Here is a 19,276-nt window from a genome sequence, read left to right on the forward strand (position 1 = left end):
CTTTTTCTGCGTTATAGCCCTTTCAAGGCCTTTTTTATGGTTTCTTCTACCGTTAGGTCAGGATTTGCCTTCATCAGTTTATCCAATTCTTTTTCAACATTCTTCTTGGCAAATCCCAGCATTACTAATGCTGATAACGCTTCATCTCGGATAGTATTGTCTGCTGACGACATTAAAATTTGATCGCTGGCAGCTGTCTTTCCAATTTTATCTTTCAGATCGATAATGACCCGTTGAGCTGTCTTTGCTCCAATTCCTTTGATGCTTTTTAAAAGCGTAACATTCTCTTCCAGAATCGCTTTTCGAATTTCATCGGGCGAAAGTGACGAGAGCATCATCAGTGCTGTATTGGATCCAATTCCGTTGACCGATATAAGCAAGCGGAAGAGTTCTCGTTCGGCTGCTTCAGCAAAGCCATAAAGCAAGTGTGCGTCATCTCTGACTACCTGATGAAGGAACAGTTTTGCATGCTCTTTTCCATTAATCAGAGAATAGGTGTTGAGCGAAATATTGATGAAATATCCTATTGATGAGGCTTCTATAACTGCATAGGTCGGGGTGAGACCGGTTATTTTGCCATGAATATATTCGTACATGATAGCCTGTCGTTAAATTTCCGGATCATCGTTCGATTGTAAATCAATCGTTTCATCAACCTGGTTGGGATTGATTTCGAATTTCTTCAATGGATTTTTACTGATTTCCTTGTATAGCTCACGGCTTTTATGAACATCAATAGCGAGGTACAGCGCTTGACGTAATGAGTCGGGAGATGCTTTATCTTCTCCGGCAATATCAAAAGCAGTACCGTGTGCGGGCGATGTGCGAATAAAGGGTAAGCCGGCGGTGTAATTAACTCCTTTGTCGAAAGATGCCAATTTAAACGGCGTTAATCCCTGATCGTGATACATGGCCAATATGGCATCAAATTTTACGTAGTCGCCTGAGCCAAAGAATCCATCACTGGGATAGGGTCCCAGTGCCAAAATACCTTCATTTTTAGCTTGCTCAATGGCCGGAATAATAATTTCTTTTTCTTCGCTGCCAAGCAAGCCACCATCTCCGGCATGTGGGTTCAATCCAAGAACTGCGATGCGTGGTTTCTTGATACTGAAATCCTGCTCCAATGAACTGGAAATAATGCGAAGCTTGCTGAGAATTGCCTTTTTCGTAATACCCGCTGAAACTTCAGAAAGAGGAATGTGCGTAGTAACCACTCCGATTTTCATCATTTCGCTCACCATTAACATCAGGTAGTTATCCGTTTCAAATTGTTGAGCCAGAAATTCGGTATGTCCCGGGAAGTTAAATTTGTCAGACTGAATATTGTCTTTGTTGATTGGAGCGGTAACCAATGCATCGATTTCTCCGGCTTTTAAATCATTAACAGCTCTTTCTAACGCCATGTATGATGCTTCACCAGCAATTCCTGAGGATTTGCCCAGCTCAACACGAATATTGTCGTCAATACAATTGATGATATTGGCTCGGCGAGGATCAGCTTCGTTTGCGCTTTGAATGTTGTTGAAGTTGAAATTGTTTAAATTGAGCGCTTTTCGATGATAGGCAGCTACTTTGGGTGAACCATAAACCACCGGAGTACACATTTCCAATATTCGTGCATCCATTAAGGTTTTCATGATCACTTCGTAGCCAATGCCATTGATGTCACCATGCGATATCCCAATTCTTATCTTGTGTTTACTCATCTCTTCAGTCTGTTTAATGGTAGTGAGAAATTAATGAAAATCTCTTGTTCACAGTTATTTTCTGCGACGGGCAAAGTTAATTCTTTATCTGAACTTTATCAAAACAGATTAGGATTCACGTTGATTGAAATTATTCCAATGAATTTTATCCTGCTGCAATTCCTCAAAAGGCTTTCCTTTGCGATCTTTTGCCGGATATCCGATTGCAATAACACTCAGCACCCGGAGGTTTTCAGGAAGGTTAAAAAGCTCGCGAATGTATTGTTCTGCGGTTTGATTTTCATCATGCGGGCGTTTTCTAATCTGCACCCAGCAGCTTCCCAATCCGAGTGATTGAGCGGTAAGCTGAAGCAGAATGCTTGAAATAGAGCAATCTTCAACCCATACGTCACCTTTGTTTTCGTCGGCCAAAACAACTACAGCTAAAGGAGCGTTTGCCAAAAAAGCTGCACCATGTGGTTTTGATTGACTTAGTTTTTCAATGATGGCCGGATCGTCAACAAAAAGAAACTCCCACGGATTTCCATTTTTTGATGAAGGAGAGCGTAAGGCTGCTTCTTCCAAAAGGTTAATTTTTTCTTGTTCAACTTTTTGCTCCGTAAATTTTCGGATGCTTCTTCTCGATCGAAGTAAATTGATCATGATTCTCTTTTTTTAGGGTGTTCATTCAATATTGAAATGGAATTCGAACGCTTAGATTATGAAAGTCCGAAAAGGCAAGCAAAAATAACAAACGAAAAGAAATTAAATAACAACCAACAGAACGATGAGCAGCAGAAGTAGCATAAAAAGAATTAATTGATTGCGAATAAAAAGTCCCATCAATATTAAGATCTCCAATTCTTCGGTGTCGCTCGAGTAAATTTCAATTTGCCCTTTGTCTTTCGACAAGAGTTCGTTGCTTTGAAAGATCACGATTTCCTGTCCATTGAATTTCCAGGCCCATCGGGATTGCCAGAAGTTTTTAATTTCCAGCTCAAAACGCTTTCCATTAATTACAACGTCACTTTTGGGGTTGAAAAGGTTAATCATGATGGAAGCTAATAACGATTGATTATTGGCATCTGAAATTTCCAATTTTGACAAAAAGAAGTCGCGGTTTAAAATAAATCGTCGCCCTTTTAATGTGGCAAGTGCTTCGGAACTGAACATGCTTTTCCATTCAATAGCCCCAATTTGTTCTTTGTTTCGGGTAATTTGCAATTGGTTTTTGAAGACCCCTTTTGTCCAGAGCAGTTTTTCCATAACAGTAGAAAATAGTCCTTGCAAGTTAGAAAATTTTGATAAGAAAACTAAGTGAAGCATCGTCAATTTCGGTTGAGCATTTGCGGCAAAGTTTGAAATTGGGTGAAGTTGTCGATGCGATTATCATCAAGCTCTTTTTTTTCTTGTAACTTGCATAAAAAAGAACAACATGAAACGTTCAACAACCCGACTATTGCTGGAAGAAATTACTAAAAACGATTTGCAGTTGGTTCATGAATTGCATTCCATTCCCGAACTAGATGAATTTAATACACTTGGTATTCCTAAAGATTTGGAGGAAACAAAAAAGGTCATTCAATCTGGAATTGACGATCAGAGTAAAAATCCTCGTTCGGAGTTTGCCTGGAAAATTAGTTTGAAAGAATCGGGAAAAGTAATTGGACTGGCTGGCATGTTCCCGTCCAATGATCGCTTTCGGTTGGCTGAAATTTATTATAAAATTCATCCTGACTTTTGGGGACAAGGTTTTGCTACCGAAGTTGCCAGAGAACTTGTTCGGTTTGGATTTGATGAGCTGAAGCTACACAAGGTGGAAGCCGGTGTTGCCAGCGAAAATAGCCGCTCAATTCGTGTATTAGAGAAAATTGGCATGACCAAAGAAGGACTGCGCCGCAAGATTCTACCCATCCGCGGTGAGTGGAAAGATAACTACCATTTTGCTATTGTGGAGGATGATACAAGGGATTATTGAGCTTATAAAGATCAACAGCTAAAAGAGTCCGTCATCCCGAATTTATTCGGGATCTGTCAGATATTTATTGCCTTTCCGTTGATCAATGGAGATCCTGAAACAAGTTCAGGACGACTTTGATGCAACAGGTTTTTGTCGGATTACTCTTTATTTCACCAACGCCTTTGTAGACAGCAACCCACAGGCCGCATAAATATCCTGCCCACGGGAAGCACGGATAGTTGTGGTGATGCCTTTTTTCTCCAGACCTTCTTTGAATTCGACCAAGGTTGCTTCGTCGGTGCCTTTCAGTGGGGTGTTTGGAATCGGATGGAAACGAATCAGGTTTATTCGGCATTTGATGCCATCCAGGAGTTTTGCCATTTCGCGGACATGTGCCGGGGTGTCATTCAATCCGTGAAATACAATGTATTCGAACGATACACGACGTTGGCGACCAAAATCCCAGTTGCGAATTTCCTCGATCACATCTTCCAAAGGATAGGCAATTTCTACAGGCATCAGTTGCTGGCGTTCTTCATGAAAAGGCGTGTGTAAGCTAATAGCCAGATGAGCCTCGCTTTCGTTTAAAAAACGCACTAGTCCCGGAACAATGCCAATAGACGAAACTGTAATTCGGCGCGGACTCATGGCAAATCCCCATTCGGAAATCATAATTTCGGTGCTTTTCAGCACTTCATCCAAATTGTCGAACGGCTCGCCCATCCCCATGTAGACAATGTTGGTCACCTCCTGCCATTCGGGAATGTTCCGAATTTGGTTGACAATTTCACCGGCTGTCAGCTGCCCTTGAAACCCTTGCTTGCCAGTCATACAAAACAGGCAGCCCATTTTACAACCTACCTGCGACGATACGCAAACTGTTTTGCGGTCTTTGTCAGGGATCATGGCTGTTTCAATAAATTTTTCATTCCCGGTTGGGAACAGGTATTTTTTCGTGCCATCGGTACTTTCCTGCACCTTGGTGGAGTTGATTAATCCAAACGAATATTTTTCAGTTAGCAGTTGGCGAGCTTTTTTCGACAAGTTGGTCATTTCTTCAATCGAAGACACTTCTTTTTTATACAACCAGTCGGTGAGTTGTTTGGCGGTGAACTTGGGCAATCCCAATTCCAATACCAACTCCTGTAATTCGCTCAATGTTTTTCCAAAAAGTACTTCTTTGACCATCGTATAAATTTTCTGCAAAGTTATAAAAGAGAATTAGATCCGAAAACAGTTGAAGACAATGGAAAACTGTGAACACAATCGTTTCCATTCTCGGTTAAAAGTAAATTTCGGCAACAATGTTTTCGTACGGAACGCCTTTTTCAATCAGTAAATCGCGCACTTCGACAACCATTAAGGCTTTTCCGCAGAGGTAGTATTTTTGGTCTGCCGGGAGCTCGTTCAGCGTTTTCAGGTAGTCGGTTACCCGCCCCGGAAAAACATCACACGACTGTTCCTGTGAACAGCACCGGATATAATTTTTACCCAATGCCCATTCCAGATCATCTTCAAAATAAAACTGGTTTAAATGGCGGGCTCCGTGTATCAAGGTTTTGTTGTCGAATTGTCCCGATTGAAACATGCTGTAATAGGGAGCAATGCCGGTTCCGGTAGCAATCCAGTAAGCAGGTTGATCGGTCCCCAGGAAACTACCATAGGGTTTTGATACAAGCAGACTGTCGCCAGGAATCGTTGTTGCCAACTTTGGCGTTAGGAAGCCATCGTCTTTGATGTTGAAAAGTACTCGAATTTCATTTTCGTGGTTGCCACTGCAAATACTGTAAATGCGCGGAGGTTGCGTCTGGTCAATTGCGATTTTTATGACTTGCCCCGGACTAAAATCATGCTTGCGGGGGTACGAAATAACAAACACTCCGGACGAAATTTCTTCATTGCCAATGATCGTTTCCTTGTAGAGCTGAATGTCTTTTTTTTGATATTCTTCTGCTTTTGGCATTTGGGGGTTGTTTATTCAATCAATTAACGCAACCAATTGCATTTGGTTTTCGTCAGATTAAGAAAAAACCATGAAAAACCGAATTCTCATTTTATTACTTCTTGGTTTGTTAATGGTCACTTGCAAAAAGGAAGAGGCGCAGGCAGAGTTTCCTGTCTGGTTGCAAACGAAAATTGATGAAGTGACCGCCAATGAAAATATGTGTGATATTTGCCATGTGACCATTTCCGAGTTTGAAGGGAAGTTATACTATAATTTGTATTGTGATTTATGGTCATGTGCCTATTGCCACTTTTATGACGAAGACGGGACTGTGCCGGATTGGGATGTCGATGACTGGAATAAGTATTTCAATGAGAAAAAGGAAGTTTCGACTGTTTCTGCTTGCCCTTAGCTCAAACGCTTGGAATTCAAATCTTATTTGATATCAATAGTTGGTGCTTTTTTGATTAATTTTGTTCCCACCAAAGGGGATTGTTTGTATGCGTGATTTTAGAAAATGGATATTGAAAGCTTTGGGCTGGTTGCTATTGCTACCAGTTTATTTCTATAAATATGCTATTTCTCCATTTACCTCGGCTTCTTGTCGCCATGTTCCTACCTGTTCTCAATATGCTGTTGAAGCCATAAAAATTCATGGACCATTTAAAGGTTTTTGGTTGACTGTCAAGCGAATTTCCAAATGCCATCCTTGGGGAACGCATGGGTATGATCCGGTTCCGAAGAAAGATCAGATTAAAACGGAGAAGCTGAATCTTAAATAATCGTAAATAGTTGTCCTTGTCGAAATCTTTTTCACGAATTATTTGTATCAGTTTATATACGCATAAGACGTACGTATTTATACTTATAGTTTCACCCTCAAAGGAATTACGATGGAATGGTTAATTAGTGCAGTAGTCGTTTTAATGGCAGCCTTATTAAAAGGAATGACGGGATTTGGCTTTGCTCTGTTGGCTGTTCCGCTGCTTTCTTTAATTTTCCCGATTCAGTCGTTAATTCCCGCCATGACAATTTTCAATCTGCTCACGTCGGTTTATATCTTAGCATCCATTAAGTTGAAGGTAAAAGCAAAGTATTTTTTACCAATGTTATTGGCTAGTTTTGTTGGCATTCCGATTGGTGTTTACATTTTGACGTATTTTCCAGAGAAAACTCTGGAATTGGCAGCCGGGATATCTATTTTTTCTATTTCCATGGTGTTTTTGTTGGGCGGCAAACATCCTATTCCGGAAAGTAGAAGGCGTAAGCCTATTGTTTTTGCGGGCTTTTTAAGTGGATTGTTAACATCCAGTATGTCAATTGGAGGTCCGCCAATCGCATTGGCAATGAACCGAAAAGGCTATTCAAAAGAGTCGTTTCGTAAAATATTTGCCTTAGTGAGTGTGATTAATGCCGCTCTTAGTTTCATCTTATATATCATACATGGAGTTACATTGGGATTTTCGCTGAAGTTTGCTTTATATCTTTTTCCGGCCATTATTATTGGGTCGAAAATTGGAGACATGCTTTCAAAAAAAGTAGACCAAGTCTTTTTCAAAAAAGTCGTTTTGTATATCAATCTTTTTCTCGGACTTTTTATTATTGTGCACACCCTTGTAGCATATTAATTTCGCTTCTGTCAACAAAAGGTACTCACCTTTGGTTACTTCTTAAGTTGTAGTGAAGTTTAATTATCTTTGACAAAAGATACAGATTATACATGTTATGAAGCGATTATTATTCTTGTTACTTATAGTGGGTACGGCGTGTTCCTCTCCCAAAAAAACAAAACAAAATTTGATTACCGTGAGTGTGCTGCCGCAAAAATATTTTGTGGAGAAAATTGCCGGTGATTTGGTTGAGGTTCAGGTGCTGGTACCGCCCGGCGCAAGCCCGGCTACCTATTCTTTGTCGCCTTCTCAAATGAAAGACCTGTCGGATTCGCGGGCGTGGTTGCGCATCGGAAAGATTGGTTTTGAAAATGCCTGGCATGAAAAGATACAACAAAGCAATCCAAAGCTGGAGATTTTCGATACCTCCGATTCTACACAGTGGATATATGGAGAAGAAGAGGTGCACGGTGATCATGTCCATCAACACGGAGTTGATCCGCACAATTGGATGTCGCCGAACGAAGTGGTAAAAATAGCGGAATTGACCTTTCAGGCGTTGATTGATCTATTTCCGGAACACGCTCAGGCATTTGACACAAACTTTAAAGCTTTTCGGTCGGAGATTGAGCTGCTGGATCAGGAGTTAACTGTTAAGTTTGCTCGCTTGGCGAACCGAAAGTTTTTGATTTTTCACCCGGCTTTGACTTATTTTGCACGAGATTATAATTTAGTGCAGGTGCCAATGGAAGTTGAAGGGAAAGAACCCTCTCCGAAATACATGAGCGCACTGGTGAAGCATTCGCGGGAAGACAGCATTCGCGTGGTTTTTATTCAGAAGGAGTTTGATTTGGAAAATGCACAGCAATTGGCAAAAGAATTGGATGGGAAAGTGGTTCAGATTGATCCGCTTAGTGAGCATTGGGAAGAACAAATTCGTGAGATCGCAGATAAAATAGTAGCAGCATCAGAATGAACAACAAGCTGGTTGAAATAAAAAACCTGTCGGTTAGTTATGACCAAAATACGGTTTTGGAACAAGCTAATTTGGATATCTTGCCCAATGATTTCCTGGGGGTGATTGGTCCGAATGGAGGCGGTAAAACCACTCTTATTAAAGCATTGCTTGGGTTGGTGAAACCGGATTCCGGATCGGTTAAATTTCATATCCCGCTGAAAAAGGTGGGCTATCTGCCCCAAATCAATCAAATAGATAAGCGATTTCCAATTACAGTGATTGATGTCGTTCGGTCAGGAAAAACAGGGAGTCAATCATTCAGTATGTTTTCGAAAAAGCAAGATGATATCAAATATGCGGAACAGTTAATTCAAGAGATGGGCATTTCAGGGATAAAGCACAAGGCCATTGGGGAATTGTCCGGTGGGCAAATGCAGCGTGTATTTTTATGTCGTTCGTTGATGAACAACCCGCAATTATTAATCTTGGATGAACCGGGAACTTACGTTGACAGCCAGTTTGAAAGCGAGTTATACGAAAAACTGAAAGAGCTGAATAACCGAATGGCCATTTTACTGGTTTCGCACGATGTGGGGACCATTTCCTATTATGTGAAGACGATAGCCTGCGTGAATCGGCAGGTGCACTATCACCCCAGTAATGTGATCAGCACGGAGCAGCTGACTTCTTATAATTGTCCGCTTCAGATTATAACACACGGAGATATTCCACATACGGTGCTCAGTCAGCACGAAAATGATGATCATCACCATGGGCACACTCATTGAGCTGTTTTCATACGACTTTTTTATGCATGCCTTTTGGGCATCGCTTTTTGCTGCCATCAGTTGTGGCATTGTGGGAACGTATATCGTTTCGCGGCGCATTGTTTTTGTAAGTGGCGGGATTACTCACGCTTCGTTTGGAGGGATTGGCATTGGTTACTTTCTGGGTTGGAATCCTTTGGTTGGAGCAGCGATATTTGCCGTCCTTTCCGGTTTGGGCATTCAGCTATTCACTCAAAAAGCGAAAGTTCGCGAAGATTCATCCATTGCCATTTGGTGGTCGTTGGGAATGGCCATTGGCATTATTTTTATATACCTCACGCCAGGTTATGCACCCAACTTAATGAGCTATTTGTTTGGCAGCGTGTTAACGGTTTCCGTCACCGAGCTCTGGCTAATGGGGGCTTTGTCTCTGGCGCTCATTCTATTTTTCATTCTATTTTATCGGTTGATATTGTATGTGGCTTTTGACGAAGAATTTGCCAAAACGACAGGTCTGCCGGTCAACCTGATTAATTATTTGCTGATTAGTTTAATTGCTATCACCATTGTTCTAAATATTCGGGTAGTTGGCATTATTCTCATTCTTTCACTGCTTACTTTGCCTCAAGCTACTGCCAATCTGTTCACCAGAGATTTTAAGCGGATGATGCCGCTGTCGGTGCTGTTTGCTTTTATTGGTTCGTTTGTTGGCTTGCTGTTCTCCTTTTATGTCGACATCCCTTCGGGTGCATCTATCATTTTCACCCTTGTTTTACTTTTTGGTTTGATGAAGCTGGCTTTTTTTATTCGACAAAATATAATTACCCGTGACTGATCAAGGCAACCAGGTAACTTGCAACAGTTGTGGCAATTCATACTCCAAGGATGACTTGCAGCGCGATTGTAGCAACTGCTTTGCTTGCACCGGCTGCGAAATTTATATTTGCCCCAGTTGTCGTGGTGAAATTGTGGTGAGGCCGGTGAAGAGGCCGGATATAAAATAAAGCCTCTGCAATATAGAATTGCAGAGGCTTTATTGTCACAGAATATTATTTTTCAAATCAAGCACCAGCGTATTCGCTAGAAAAAGATTCGGTTATTGAATGGCTTTTTGTTTTTAGGGTTTTCCAATTCATTGATATGATTTTCCCTTTGGTAAATACGGTACTAAAAGCTTGCGGATTTTTTAAGGTCTCTTTTGCTTTCTCAAGCCCCTTGTCGTCTTTTAAAGCCGACTTGATGGCTCCTTTCTGATAATAATAGCGGGTAACAATTTCGTCGGTCAGCATTTCTTTGATTTCTTCTTTGAATGACTCCAGATCCTTGTTTAGCTCATGTCCAATTTTGACTTTCAAGGCTTCGAATTGTTCCTCAGCTGCATCGTAATATTTTTCGCTTTTGGCAGTTTCCAATAGCTCACTGAAAACCTCTTCGGTTTCTGATTGATACGAGAATTTTCGCTCTTTCACAAAAGTTTTGAAATCATCGAATATCTCATCGGAAATCTCAAATTCTTCGGGAGAAGGAATAGACTCCTTTTCATTCGCAAATTTAGTCGCATAATCAAAAATCATAAAGTCGCGAACAAGGTTAATGCTCAAGCTGCTCAATCGATCCAGATCAATTTTCAGATCCGGAACAATTCCTCCGCCGTCATACACTTTTCTACCTTTCTTCGTTGTGAATTCGGTGATTAATGAATCCGGGATAGTGCCCACACTTCCATCTTCATTTCGGTGGGCGTAATCCAATGCCTGAATGCAACGTCCGCTGGGAATGTAGTATTTGGCGGTGGTTACTTTTAATTTCGTATTGTAGCTCAAGTCGCGGGTTGTTTGTACCAAGCCTTTCCCAAACGTGCGGCTACCAATAATAACAGCCCGGTCAAGATCTTGCAGCGCGCCTGAAACAATCTCGGATGCAGAAGCCGATCCGCGATTAACAAGTACAGCTATTGGCATGATGGTGTCTATCGGGTTTTCAGTTGCCTTGTAGGTTTTATCCCACTGTTTCACCTTCCCTTTTGTACTCACCACTTCCGATCCTTTGGGTACAAACAGGTTAACGATTTTTACGGCTTCAATTAGCAAGCCACCGGGATTCGAGCGTAAATCCAAAACCAGCGATTTGGCTCCTTTCTGCTTTTTCAGTTCGGTGAACGCTTTTTTAACTTCATCACCGCAGTTTTGGGTGAAGTTGGAAAGTCGAATGTAACCGATTTCATCGTCAATCATTCCATAATAAGGAACGGCATCAATCTGTATCTTTTCGCGAACGATGTCTATTTCAAGATTCTTTTTTTGTCCCGGACGGTCGATTTTTACGGAAACCACTTTATTGGCAGGGCCTTTTAATAAGTTACTCACATCTTCAGTAGACATCTTTTCAGTCTCTTTTCCGGCAACTTCAATAAGAATATCGCCTGCTTTCAGCCCTGACTTCTGAGCCGGAAATCCTTCGTAAGGCTCAGCGATTATTACCTGATCACCATGTTTGCTAATCATCGCTCCAATTCCGGCATACTCTCCGGTGGTCATAAACCGGAAATCCTCCATGTCCGATTCAGGAATGTAGTTGGTATAGGGATCCAGCGATCCCAGCATTTCGTCGATACTGGTTTTAACTAAGTCGGTCGGGTTAATTTCATCGACATAAAACAAATTGAGTTCGCGAACCAGTGTGTAATAGATATCGAGGTTTTTATCAACAAGAAATAGTTTTTCATCCCGGTTAAACCCGGTCATTACGATCGACGCCACCAGAAAAAGGCCTGCTATTGAAAGTCCTATCTTCGTTTTTCTATTTTGTTTCATCATTAACTGTTTTTATTGACAATCGACAAAAATAGTAAAGCTTTGTTTAAAAGCTGTTGTCATTTTCAAGATATTAGTTAAATATTCTTAATTGGCATTACAGTAAAACTCTTACTATTCTTCAAGGTTTTACAAATTTCTTAGCATTTTTTGGATGCAGCGTATTGATTGTTTTTTTAATGAGTCCAGCTAAAAAAAACGGATAAAAAGATATGAAAATACACGACGATTTCATAACTTAGTATTTGTATATAATTGGTGGTGAAATGATTAGTCTCTATTGGTAAGCTTTTATTCACTTTTAAATTTTGAGGTTATGGTGCTAAAATTGTCTCTCAGGCCATTTTATTTTGTGATTCTGGTACTATTATTGGGATCGGCGACGAACCTGAAAGCCCAGGGCGGTTCAGATTCACTCGCTCGTTTGATGTTGTTAAATGACAGTTTACAGGGGCAGATCAGTAGGTTGGAAATGGTTATTGATGAAGGTTCTTATACCAGAATACCCAACGAGGACTTTGAGGAAATATTAAATGCAAAGATTCAAACATCGATGCGCGAGATCGCCAATTGGTGGTTGTTTGTAATTGCAGCCTTGATTTCGCTGCTTGGGTTTTTGGTAAACCGATATGCGCGAAGCTATCTGCAAACGACCATCGAAGGAAAGGTAAACCAGTTGAAAACTGAAAATGAGGACCGGATAAAGGAAATCGGTAATCAGTACTTTTCCAGTGTGATCAATAGTTTGCTAGATTTCAAAATAGACACCATTAAGAAAAACAAACACCGTGTAAAAGAAGAAGAGGTTGACGAACTGAAAAGCTACCTGAATGATGAGACCGTAACCATTCCCGAGCATAAAAACGTAACGCTTATTGATACGATCATGCGTTGTTATTACTATAGCAGCTTTCCTCAACGATTGGAGAAGATGATTGGCTTGATTAAAGAATATGAAGAAAGATATATATTACTGCATACAACTTATGCAAATTCAGCCATTGCATTTAACGACATGTATCACCTCTATGGGGCAAAGCATTATTTAGATGATGCGATCGAGAACTGCGACAAATCGATTAAGATACTTCCTGACTACGGGTTAGCGTTTGCGTTAAAACTGGAGCTTTATATTATGGGAATAAGCAAAGCTTTTAATGAGGAAGAGAGAGAAACTTATGAAAAGGATCTGATGAAAGTATTTAATGATATTGAAAACAATAAAAGCACCTATTTGTGCAAGGAGCTCATTAAGCGGTTTGAAGTGGACATGAAAAACTTTATGCGACCATACTTAGAGAAGTTGTATGCTGAATACCCCAATGAGATTGAGAAAATACGAAATAGAGCAGTTGCCGAAACGCCGCCAGCTAATTGATGAAGTGTTAGTGGCAGGCACAGTTCAAGGCAGACCCTATTTAGTCAGCTTTATAGAGCCATAATTTGCTGATCCAGGGTTCGCCGGCATAGTGAATCCCAACCCGTGGATGCTCTGAAATCTGATTTACAGGGTTGGCATTTTCCAGCCAAATCCGGGTGGAGCTTTCCAGGTTTTCGCCGTAAAAGGATTTGTTTAGTTTAAGTTCGCGGCCAAGTTTGCCTGGGCCGTCATGCCCTTTCAAGCCACGGATTAGTACTGCGGATCCACTTCCTTCTTGCTCGGTTACAAAATTCAATAACCAATATTGGCCGTAAATTAAGTAGACGTAAACTAATCCACCAGCTTCAAACATCACTTGCGTTCTCTTGGTGCGTCCTTTACTGGTATGGCAAGCCAAATCGCTTTGTCCACAGTAGGCTTCTGTTTCGGTAATTACATAGCGGCGCATTGTTCCATCATCAAACACCCGAGTAAGTGTCTTGCCGATTAATTCCCTCGCGACCAAAACGGTGTCGCGTCTGAAGAAATCAGCTAAAAGCCTATCGTTTTTCAACTCCATGCAACAAAGATATAAAAGAGCCGGAAGTTTGAAGAGGGCGGAAAAATGAGAATGTTTGAATGTGAAACGATGGATTTATCATTTCTGTGCATTCTCGCTACTCCTGTCTTTCGTTCCTGCTTGTAAATCTTTGTGTTAATTTTGTTTTTGCTGTCAATTTCTGTTTGCTTTTTAAGAAAAAAGAAATACTTTTGCAGTCCCGATTATTGTCCGTACTTGCAGTTCTTATAAATGATTGAATATGTTGATGGTAGAAAGCTTATTAACATGCCCGGTGTTAATAACGTGGAAAACCACGCAACCAATTGAAATGTAAGTTTTTGCAACTTTTAGTGTTAAATTTAAAAATTAAAGGCAAGTGGATACTTTATCTTACAAGACCGTTTCGGCCAACAGTGCCACGGCAAATAAGGAATGGGTTGTTGTTGATGCAGCAGATATGATCGTTGGTCGTTTGGCCAGCGCTGTCGCAAAAATCCTTAGAGGAAAACATAAACCCAACTTTACACCTCACGCAGATTGTGGGGATAATGTAATTGTGATCAATGCAGAGAAAGTTCGTTTCTCAGGTAAAAAAATGACCGACAAGATTTACTTGCGTCATACCGGATATCCAGGTGGACAACGTTCACAGAATCCGGCAGACGTATTTGCTAAATATCCAGAGCGTGTTGTTGAGTCAGCTGTTAGAGGTATGCTTCCAAAAAACCGTTTAGGACGCAAGGTTTTTGGAAACATGAAAGTGTATGTTGGTGCTGAGCACAAGCAAGAAGCTCAAAACCCAAAAGTAATTGATTTAAAAAAGATTAAATTGTAACAATGGAAGTAGTAAATACCCTAGGACGTAGAAAATCTGCCGTTGCTCGTACATACATAAGCGAAGGCAAAGGAAATGTTACCATTAACAAAAGGGATTTAAAAGAGTATTTCCCAAATGGAACACTACAATATGTTGTTATGCAACCCTTAAACTTGCTTGGTGTAGCTGATCAGTATGATGTGAAAGTTAATCTTGACGGAGGTGGTATTAAAGGTCAGGCTGAAGCATTGCGTTTAGCAATCTCAAGAGCTTTGATTGAAATTGATCCGGAAGCAAGAGCAGTATTGAAGGAAGCAGGCTTTCTGACTCGTGATCCACGTGAGGTGGAGCGTAAGAAACCAGGACAGCCAAAAGCAAGAAAGCGTTTCCAGTTCTCAAAACGTTAATCGAAATTTTCAAACTAAATATGACTGTGGATCTGAAATCACTGAGACTCCCGGCTTTGGGTTAGGGGCTACTCAGCGGTTGCTTTTCAGCAAATTATTTAAAAAAGTCAAAAGATGCCAAGAACAAATTTTCAAGAATTATTGGATGCAGGTGTACACTTTGGTCACCTGAAAAGAAAGTGGAATCCAAACATGGCTCCATACATTTTCATGGAGAAAAACGGAATCCACATCATCGATCTACAAAAAACAGTAGTGAAAATCGATGAGGCCGCTGCCGCCTTGAAACAAATTGCCAAATCGGGTCGCAAAATACTATTCGTAGCAACGAAGAAACAAGCGAAGGACATCGTTGCCGATGCTGTAAGTGCTGTAAACATGCCTTACGTAGTTGAGCGTTGGCCAGGAGGTATGCTAACAAATTTCCCAACGATCCGCAAAGCGGTGAAAAAAATGATTTCCATCGATAAGATGACGAAGGATAGCAGTTGGGATAACTTGTCAAAACGCGAAAAGTTGCAAATTACACGTCAACGTGCCAAGCTGGAGAAAATCTTAGGTAGTATTGCTGACCTGACTCGTCTTCCTGCCGCACTTTTTGTAGTTGATGTGATGAAAGAGAAAATCGCAGTGCGCGAAGCTCAAAAATTGGGAATTCCTGTATTTGCAATGGTTGATACCAATTCAAATCCAGAAGGACTTGACTTTATCATTCCATCGAATGATGATGCTTCTCAGTCAGTTCGCCTAATCGTTCGATTAATGTGCGATGCTGTTGGTGAAGGATTGAATGAGCGTAAAGTTGAGCGTGAAAACGACGGCGCAGACGAAAAACCTAAAAAAGCGAGAAGTAAAAAATCAGCTGCTAAAGCTGATGTAAAAGCTGAAAAGGTTGACGTTGAAAGTAACGATACAGACAAAGAATAATTGCTCAAATAATAATTCAAAAAACACACAATCATGGCAATTTCTGCTGCAGATGTAATGAAGTTGCGTAAAGCAACTGGTGCCGGCATGATGGACTGTAAAAATGCCCTTGCCGACGCAAATGGCGACTTTGATGCCGCTGTACAAATTATCCGCGAAAAAGGTAAATTAGTAGCCAATAAACGTTCTGATCGTGAAGCATCTGAAGGTGCTGCACTGGCTGGCGTAAGTGAAAATGGTAAATTTGGAGCAATTGTAGTTCTTAACTGCGAAACTGATTTTGTTGCAAAAAACGAAGATTTCGTTAAGAAAACAAAGTCGTTTTTGGATGCTGCTATCGCAAACAAACCTGCTGATCTGGATGCTTTGAAAGCATTGGAGCTTGATGGTCGTTCAATTGAATCACACGTAACTGAGCAAACCGGGGTAATTGGCGAAAAAATCGAGATATCATTCTATGGTAAAATCGAAGCTGAATCAGTTGTTCCTTATATCCACCCAGGTAATAAACTAGCTACTCTAGTAGGTTTCAACAAAGGTGGTATTGATACTCAGGTGATGAGAGATGTAGCTATGCAAGTAGCTGCAATGAACCCTGTTGCCGTGGATAAAAGTGATGTTTCTCAGGAAGTTATTGATAAGGAATTAGAAATTGCAAAGGAAAAATTCCGTCAGGAAGGAAAACCAGAAGCGATGCTTGATAAAATTGCTCAAGGTTCTTTAAACAAATTCTTCAAAGAAAACACGCTATTGAATCAGGCATTTGTTAAAGACAATAAACAAACTGTGAAAGATTACCTAAAATCAGTTGATGGTGATTTGACAGTAACTGAGTTCATTCGTTATACACTTGCGGAGTAAGCAAAAGTAATTTACGAGATATAAGCAAAAAGGGGTTTCAAATTTGAAACCCCTTTTTTATGCGTTTTAATGTGATATTTTCTTTTAGCCATTCAAGGCTTCAGCGCCATTTGTTACCTCTAAAATGGCATTGGTAATGGCAGCCTGGCGGGCTTTGTTAAATGTCAGCGTTAGGTCGTGAATCAAATCGGTAGCGTTGTCCGTTGCTTTGTGCATAGCGGTCATCCGGGCTCCATGTTCAGCAGCATTCGAATCCAATAGTGCCTTGAAGATTTGAACCTTTAACGATTTTGGTATTAATTCTTCAACGATCTGCTCCTTAGATGGCTCGTAGATGAAATTACTGTTTTTTGCAGACATATCGTCTTCCTCTGAGATTTCAACCGGTAGGAACTGCTCCTTGGTGCAGATTTGGACAGCCGCATTCTTAAACTGATTATACACCAATTCAATTCGATCGTATTTTCCGGAGACGAAGTCGTTCATTAAATTAGTCGCCAGATCAGAACAATTATTATAGGTGAGTGAGTCTAAAATTTCGTCGGCTTGATCACTAACCGAAATCTTTCGTGACTTGAGATATTTTTGCCCTTGTTTCCCAACAGTAAAGAAATCCAATTGGCCTGATTTAAATTGTCTGGCATATTTACTTGAAGCTAACTCATAAGCAGTTTTTGCAATGCTTGAGTTAAATGCGCCACATAATCCCCGGTTTGAGCTAATCAGGACTATGAGAACTTTCTCAGGCGAACGCTGCCGGGTATAAACCGATTCTTCGCTATTTTCGAGACTAGCACTAAGCGATGAAAGGATGTCGTGCAGCTTGTCAGCGTACGGTCTTATTTGTAATATGGCATTCTGAGCTTTTTTCAGTTTTGCCGCCGACACCATTTTCATAGCACTGGTTACCTGCCGTGTGGTTTTAACGGATGAAATTCGTGTGCGTATTTCTTTTAAACTGGCCATCTTTTTATAGTCATTGAATGATTAAATGAATGGAAAATCGCTCATTTACCATTCGATTAGTTGAAGCGCTCTGCAACTTCTTTAGCAACTTTCTCCAACACTCCGGTGATTTCGTCGTTCAAAATTCCTTTACGCAATTCATCCAAGATTGGGCGGTACTGCATCTCCATTAGTTCTATGAAATCTTTCTCGAAATCTTTTACTTTTGCAATTGGTACGCTTCTTAGTAATTCCTTTGTACCGCAATAAATAATGGCAATTTGGTGCTCGATTTTAATTGGAGCATACTGTCCCTGTTTCAGAATTTCGACGTTCTTGCTCCCTTTATCTAACACACGCATAGTTGCAGCGTCAAGATCAGATCCGAACTTTGAGAAGGCTTCCAGCTCACGGAACTGTGCCTGGTCAAGTTTTAATGTACCGGCAATTTTCTTCATGGCTTTTACCTGGGCGTTACCACCCACACGCGATACGGAGATACCCACGTTAATTGCCGGACGAACTCCTGAGTTAAACAAGTTAGATTCCAGAAAGATCTGTCCATCAGTAATCGAGATTACGTTGGTTGGAATATAGGCTGAAACGTCACTTGCCTGAGTTTCAATGATTGGCAAGGCGGTTAAAGAACCTCCTCCTTTAACTTTATCTTTTAAACATTCGGGGAGATCATTCATTTGAGCTGCAATTTTATCCGAATTGATGATTTTTGCAGCACGTTCCAGCAAGCGCGAGTGCAGGTAAAATACGTCTCCAGGATAGGCCTCACGACCTGGTGGACGACGGAGAAGTAGTGACACTTCACGATAAGACACCGCTTGCTTCGACAGGTCATCGAAAATAATTAATGCGTCGCGGCCGGTATCACGGAAATATTCGCCAATTGTAGCACCGGCATAAGGCGCGTAATATTGCAGTGCTGCCGGATCTGAAGCTGTTGACGATACGATAACCGTATAGTCCATGGCTCCATATTTTTCCAGCGTGGCCGCTATGTTTGCAACTGTTGATCCTTTTTGACCAATAGCAACATAAATACAATAGACCGGATTACCTTCTTCAAAATTTTCTCGTTGATTGATGATCGTGTCGATGGCAACAGCTGTTTTTCCAGTCTGTCTGTCGCCAATGATCAACTCGCGTTGTCCACGACCAATAGGGATCATGGCATCAATCGCTTTAATACCTGTTTGCAATGGCTGGGTTACCGGTTGGCGATAAATAACACCTGGTGCTTTTCTCTCGAGCGGAAGTTCAAATGTTTCGCCCTGAACAGGTCCTTTACCGTCAATTGTTTCACCAATGGTGTTGACTACGCGACCTAAAAGTCCTTCGCCCACATTAATCGAGGCGATACGCTGTAGTCGCTTTACTGTGTCACCTTCCTTAATGTTTGATGAAGAACCCAAAAGCACTGCTCCAACATTGTCCTCTTCAAGGTTTAAAACAATTCCTTTTACGCCGTCTTCAAACTCAATCATTTCGTTTGCTTCGACGTTTGATAGCCCATAAATGCGGGCAATACCATCGCCAACCTGGAGTACTGTTCCTACTTCTTCCAGTTCGGCCTCCGATTGAAAGCCTTCGAGCTGTTGTTTTAAAATTGCGGATACTTCTGCGGGTCTAATATCAGCCATT

The 19,276-nt window shown here is 41.0% G+C and carries 21 protein-coding genes and 1 pseudogene; 12 read left to right on the forward strand and 10 right to left on the reverse strand.

Annotated elements, in window-relative coordinates; translation table 11 throughout:
- Positions 1-11 precede the first annotated feature (11 nt).
- From ruvA to ACTB00_RS02485, 4 genes are all read right to left on the reverse strand, one after another.
- Positions 12-596 (reverse strand): Holliday junction branch migration protein RuvA, encoded by a 585-nt coding sequence (ruvA, locus tag ACTB00_RS02470; protein ID WP_463298365.1) that lies wholly within the window; start codon positions 594-596, stop codon positions 12-14.
- Between the two features lie 12 nt (positions 597-608).
- Positions 609-1,709 (reverse strand): 4-hydroxythreonine-4-phosphate dehydrogenase PdxA, encoded by a 1,101-nt coding sequence (gene pdxA, locus ACTB00_RS02475; RefSeq protein ID WP_463298366.1) that lies wholly within the window; start codon positions 1,707-1,709, stop codon positions 609-611.
- A 108-nt stretch (positions 1,710-1,817) separates the two neighbouring features.
- Positions 1,818-2,351, reverse strand: coding sequence for a nitroreductase family protein (locus ACTB00_RS02480; RefSeq protein ID WP_463298367.1), 534 nt, complete (start codon positions 2,349-2,351; stop codon positions 1,818-1,820).
- 102 nt (positions 2,352-2,453) lie between these two features.
- Positions 2,454-2,978 carry a hypothetical protein gene (locus ACTB00_RS02485; protein ID WP_463298368.1) on the reverse strand — a complete coding sequence of 175 codons (525 nt, stop codon included), beginning with the start codon at positions 2,976-2,978 and terminating at the stop codon, positions 2,454-2,456.
- A gap of 145 nt (positions 2,979-3,123) precedes the next feature.
- Here ACTB00_RS02485 and ACTB00_RS02490 point away from each other — a divergent pair, with 145 nt between their 5' ends.
- The gene (locus ACTB00_RS02490; protein ID WP_463298369.1) at positions 3,124-3,666 is read left to right on the forward strand and encodes a GNAT family N-acetyltransferase; all 543 of its coding nucleotides are present in this window, start codon (positions 3,124-3,126) and stop codon (positions 3,664-3,666) included.
- A 147-nt stretch (positions 3,667-3,813) separates the two neighbouring features.
- Here ACTB00_RS02490 and rlmN read toward each other — a convergent pair whose 3' ends face one another.
- Both rlmN and ACTB00_RS02500 read right to left on the reverse strand, forming a co-directional pair.
- Positions 3,814-4,836, reverse strand: a complete 1,023-nt coding sequence (gene rlmN, locus ACTB00_RS02495) for a dual-specificity RNA methyltransferase RlmN (RefSeq protein ID WP_463298370.1) — start codon at positions 4,834-4,836, stop codon at positions 3,814-3,816.
- Positions 4,837-4,930: 94 nt separating this feature from the next.
- Positions 4,931-5,611 carry a ferredoxin--NADP reductase gene (locus tag ACTB00_RS02500; RefSeq protein WP_463298371.1) on the reverse strand — a complete coding sequence of 227 codons (681 nt, stop codon included), beginning with the start codon at positions 5,609-5,611 and terminating at the stop codon, positions 4,931-4,933.
- 70 nt (positions 5,612-5,681) lie between these two features.
- Between ACTB00_RS02500 and ACTB00_RS02505 the strand changes: the two genes are divergently transcribed.
- From ACTB00_RS02505 to ACTB00_RS02530, 6 genes are all read left to right on the forward strand, one after another.
- On the forward strand, positions 5,682-6,005 hold the full coding sequence (locus ACTB00_RS02505; protein WP_463298372.1) for a hypothetical protein: 324 nt from the start codon (positions 5,682-5,684) through the stop codon (positions 6,003-6,005).
- Between the two features lie 88 nt (positions 6,006-6,093).
- Positions 6,094-6,375 (forward strand): membrane protein insertion efficiency factor YidD, encoded by a 282-nt coding sequence (gene yidD, locus ACTB00_RS02510; RefSeq protein WP_463298373.1) that lies wholly within the window; start codon positions 6,094-6,096, stop codon positions 6,373-6,375.
- 111 nt (positions 6,376-6,486) lie between these two features.
- Positions 6,487-7,221, forward strand: a complete 735-nt coding sequence (locus ACTB00_RS02515; protein WP_463298374.1) for a sulfite exporter TauE/SafE family protein — start codon at positions 6,487-6,489, stop codon at positions 7,219-7,221.
- A 97-nt stretch (positions 7,222-7,318) separates the two neighbouring features.
- Positions 7,319-8,179: a metal ABC transporter solute-binding protein, Zn/Mn family gene (locus ACTB00_RS02520; RefSeq protein WP_463298375.1), complete on the forward strand. Its 861-nt coding sequence runs from the start codon at positions 7,319-7,321 to the stop codon at positions 8,177-8,179.
- A complete protein-coding gene (locus tag ACTB00_RS02525; RefSeq protein WP_463298376.1) occupies positions 8,176-8,949 on the forward strand; it encodes a metal ABC transporter ATP-binding protein in 774 nt (257 codons plus the stop codon). The genes ACTB00_RS02520 and ACTB00_RS02525 overlap by 4 nt, the downstream gene beginning before the upstream one ends.
- Positions 8,918-9,763: a metal ABC transporter permease gene (locus ACTB00_RS02530; RefSeq protein WP_463298377.1), complete on the forward strand. Its 846-nt coding sequence runs from the start codon at positions 8,918-8,920 to the stop codon at positions 9,761-9,763. The genes ACTB00_RS02525 and ACTB00_RS02530 overlap by 32 nt, the downstream gene beginning before the upstream one ends.
- A gap of 226 nt (positions 9,764-9,989) precedes the next feature.
- Here the strand turns inward: ACTB00_RS02530 and ACTB00_RS02535 are convergent, their stop codons facing one another.
- On the reverse strand, positions 9,990-11,741 hold the full coding sequence (locus tag ACTB00_RS02535) for a S41 family peptidase (RefSeq protein ID WP_463298378.1): 1,752 nt from the start codon (positions 11,739-11,741) through the stop codon (positions 9,990-9,992).
- A gap of 316 nt (positions 11,742-12,057) precedes the next feature.
- Between ACTB00_RS02535 and ACTB00_RS02540 the strand changes: the two genes are divergently transcribed.
- Entirely contained in the window at positions 12,058-13,119 is a 1,062-nt protein-coding gene (locus ACTB00_RS02540) for a hypothetical protein (RefSeq protein ID WP_463298379.1), read from the forward strand.
- A gap of 40 nt (positions 13,120-13,159) precedes the next feature.
- Here ACTB00_RS02540 and ACTB00_RS02545 read toward each other — a convergent pair whose 3' ends face one another.
- Positions 13,160-13,681, reverse strand: coding sequence for a DNA-3-methyladenine glycosylase (locus ACTB00_RS02545; protein ID WP_463298380.1), 522 nt, complete (start codon positions 13,679-13,681; stop codon positions 13,160-13,162).
- Positions 13,682-14,039: 358 nt separating this feature from the next.
- Between ACTB00_RS02545 and rplM the strand changes: the two genes are divergently transcribed.
- From rplM to tsf, 4 genes and pseudogenes are all read left to right on the forward strand, one after another.
- Positions 14,040-14,498 (forward strand): 50S ribosomal protein L13, encoded by a 459-nt coding sequence (rplM, locus tag ACTB00_RS02550; RefSeq protein ID WP_159522134.1) that lies wholly within the window; start codon positions 14,040-14,042, stop codon positions 14,496-14,498.
- A gap of 2 nt (positions 14,499-14,500) precedes the next feature.
- Positions 14,501-14,824 (forward strand): annotated as a pseudogene (rpsI, locus tag ACTB00_RS02555) (30S ribosomal protein S9); the annotation flags it as partial.
- Between the two features lie 177 nt (positions 14,825-15,001).
- Positions 15,002-15,814, forward strand: coding sequence for a 30S ribosomal protein S2 (gene rpsB / locus ACTB00_RS02560; protein WP_463298381.1), 813 nt, complete (start codon positions 15,002-15,004; stop codon positions 15,812-15,814).
- A 33-nt stretch (positions 15,815-15,847) separates the two neighbouring features.
- The gene (gene tsf / locus ACTB00_RS02565) at positions 15,848-16,675 is read left to right on the forward strand and encodes a translation elongation factor Ts (protein WP_463298382.1); all 828 of its coding nucleotides are present in this window, start codon (positions 15,848-15,850) and stop codon (positions 16,673-16,675) included.
- A gap of 84 nt (positions 16,676-16,759) precedes the next feature.
- Here the strand turns inward: tsf and atpG are convergent, their stop codons facing one another.
- Together atpG and atpA are read right to left on the reverse strand one after the other, a co-directional pair.
- Positions 16,760-17,641: an ATP synthase F1 subunit gamma gene (gene atpG, locus ACTB00_RS02570; protein WP_463298383.1), complete on the reverse strand. Its 882-nt coding sequence runs from the start codon at positions 17,639-17,641 to the stop codon at positions 16,760-16,762.
- A 56-nt stretch (positions 17,642-17,697) separates the two neighbouring features.
- The gene (gene atpA / locus ACTB00_RS02575) at positions 17,698-19,275 is read right to left on the reverse strand and encodes a F0F1 ATP synthase subunit alpha (protein ID WP_159522124.1); all 1,578 of its coding nucleotides are present in this window, start codon (positions 19,273-19,275) and stop codon (positions 17,698-17,700) included.
- Position 19,276: the final 1 nt, after the last annotated feature.

The sequence above is a fragment of the Sunxiuqinia sp. genome, from assembly GCF_055140945.1.